Raw genomic sequence first — 2,381 nt, 5'->3', positions numbered from 1 at the left:
CGCCGCCCCCGCCCGGACCTGATATCAGGACTATGCTATGAGCGGTGACGGCGCAGATGTCACCGCGCACACGGGGAGGGCACAACGGTGGGTATTCGCGGCTCGCGTCATCACTCGGACGGGGATTCGATCTCTTCGGCGCAACTCGACCGGTGGTACGCCGAGGCCCGGCGGCTCGCGAGGGCCGAGCAGTACGCGTTGGCAGCCGAACTGTACGGCGCCGTGGCCCGGGACGGCGCCCGGATCCGCGGTCCGCAGAGCACGCTCGCCATGAACGCGCGCATCAACCAGGCCCGAATGACCGCGCAGTCCGGGCGCCTGGCGTCCGGGATCGAGTTGTTCGAGCTCCTCCTGCCGGAACTCTCGTGGGTTCGAGGGGCCGACCACCCCGACACGCTGGGCAGCCGCTTCTGGCACGCTCGCTTCGTCGGGCAGGCCGGCGACGCGGCCCGGGCGGCCGAGCTGTTCGCCGCCTTGATCCGGGACAACATCCGGGCTCGCGGCCAGAAGCACACCGGTACGCTCGCCAACCGCTACTGGCACGCCTACTACATCGCAGAGGCCGGAGATCCGGCACAAGCCACCGAACTCCTCGACCAGCTCATCGACGACAACACCCGCGTCCGCGGCGTCGACCACCGCGAGACGCTGAACTCGCGGTTCTGGCACGCCCGCTTCACCGCGCAAACCGGCGACCCGGCGCTGGCCGCCGAACTCCTCGCCGGCCTGGCCATCGACGACTCCCTCGTCCGCGGCGCCGACGACCCCCAGACACTCACCACCCGGTCCTGGCACGCCCGCACCCTCGGGCAGGCGGGGCTGTACGCGCAGGCGGTCGACCTGTTCGCGGACTTGATCGAAGACGACGTCCAGATCCTCGGCGCCGAGGACTCCGAGACACTGGGCAACCGCTACTGGCACGCCCACTACATCGCAGAGGCCGGATACCCGGCACAAGCCGTCGCACTGCTCGACCAGCTGGTCGGCGACAACACCCGCATCCGCGGCGCCGGCGACCCCGAGACCCTGATGGCCCGCACCCGGCACGCCCACTGCGCCGGCCTGATCGGCCACCCGGCCCAGGCCGCCGGCCTGTTCGCCGAACTCGCGCGCGACTACGCCCGGGTCTGCGGCGCCGACGACCACCGGACTCTCGAAAGCCGCCTGTGGCACGCGCGTTTCACCGGCGAATCCGGCCACCCCGTCTCCGCCGTCGAACTGCTCGACGTCCTGGCCCAGGACTACACCCGCATCGCCGGCGCCGACCACGCCGATACGCGGGAGTGCCTGAACCTGCTGGCCGTGTTCACCGAACAGGCCCGCATGAGAGACCGCTCGACGTGACGGAGACACCGCGCGGGTCCGACGACATCCCGTTCCGGAGAACCCCGAGGGCCATGACAGATACCGATCCGCTTGTGCGAACCCTGACCGAGATCGTGGTCGGCCTGGCGCACATGCTGGAGGACGCAATCGGCGCGGCGTAGAACGGGGCCGCAGTCAGCAGGTGCCCGCGGAAGGAGTCACACCACCGCGGGAGCCCCGGGCTACGAGCCTCCCGAGGGCGCGATCAGCCCGGCCAACTCCTCGGGATAACAGATCTCCGAGCTCTGCTCCAACTCCTCGGCGCTCCACCAGCGGTGCCCGAGATGCGTACGCTGTTCCACGTCGTCCAGCCCGGCGGTCGAGATCTCTCGCGTCGCGGTGCGCAGCAGGAAGAAGTGGTTGCGCTGGCGCAGGAGCACGCCGTCCATGAGGAATTCGACGTAGTTCTCGAAGACCTGCTCACCCAGCGCCGCGGGTTCGACGACCAGCCCCGTCTCCTCGGCCAACTCCCGTGCGGCGGCCTGCTGCGGCGTCTCGCCCGGCTCCACGCCGCCGCCGGGGGTGTACCACCACGGGGGCTCGGTGGGCCGTGCCGGATCAAAGCCCTGGAACAGCAGGACCCGGCCGTCGGAGTCGAGCAGGATCGCCCGGCCGGCTACGCGGTCCCACACCTCGATCTGAGTCATGGCGCAGAAGTATTCCCTCGATCGCACGGGTGCGGCGTGCGGAGGGCGAGCGAGCCACGCTCACCAGCCGCCCCCCGCACGGCGCAGCCTGCCTCGCCTCGGTGTGGGGCGGCGGGGAGGGTGGAGCCGTACGGGCGCGTCCGCCACGTACCGCGTCCGCCGCTTGGCGAGGAGGCAGCATGAAAGCCGTGCAGTACCGCACCGTGGGGACCGAGCCGGAGGTCGTCGAGGTTCCGGAGCCTGAGCCGGGGCCCGGGCAGATCCTGCTCAAGGTCAGCGCGGCGGGCGTGTGCCACTCGGACGTGGCCGTGATGTCGTGGCCGGCGGACCAGCTGTACTTCCCGCTGCCGCTGACGCTCGGGCACGAGG

3 protein-coding genes are annotated in these 2,381 nt (G+C 70.9%); 2 read left to right on the top strand and 1 reads right to left on the bottom strand.

Translation table 11 applies throughout. The features are described from left to right. Positions 1-87: 87 nt before the first annotated feature. Entirely contained in the window at positions 88-1,344 is a 1,257-nt protein-coding gene (locus KDL01_RS40545) for a tetratricopeptide repeat-containing protein (protein ID WP_212534041.1), read from the top strand. 203 nt (positions 1,345-1,547) lie between these two features. On the opposite strand, the gene KDL01_RS40540 is transcribed toward KDL01_RS40545, so the two are convergent. Continuing rightward, positions 1,548-2,012: an NUDIX hydrolase gene (locus KDL01_RS40540; RefSeq protein ID WP_212534040.1), complete on the bottom strand. Its 465-nt coding sequence runs from the start codon at positions 2,010-2,012 to the stop codon at positions 1,548-1,550. Between the two features lie 179 nt (positions 2,013-2,191). Between KDL01_RS40540 and KDL01_RS40535 the strand changes: the two genes are divergently transcribed. Next, on the top strand, positions 2,192-2,381 hold a 190-nt coding region (locus tag KDL01_RS40535; protein WP_212534039.1), incomplete at its 3' end, for an alcohol dehydrogenase catalytic domain-containing protein.

Source organism: Actinospica durhamensis (genome assembly GCF_018139695.1).
GTDB classification, from domain to species: domain Bacteria; phylum Actinomycetota; class Actinomycetes; order Streptomycetales; family Catenulisporaceae; genus Actinospica; species Actinospica durhamensis.
The sequence above is the reverse complement of the archived record's forward strand: the minus strand, read 5'-3'. Positions and strand labels throughout refer to the sequence as shown.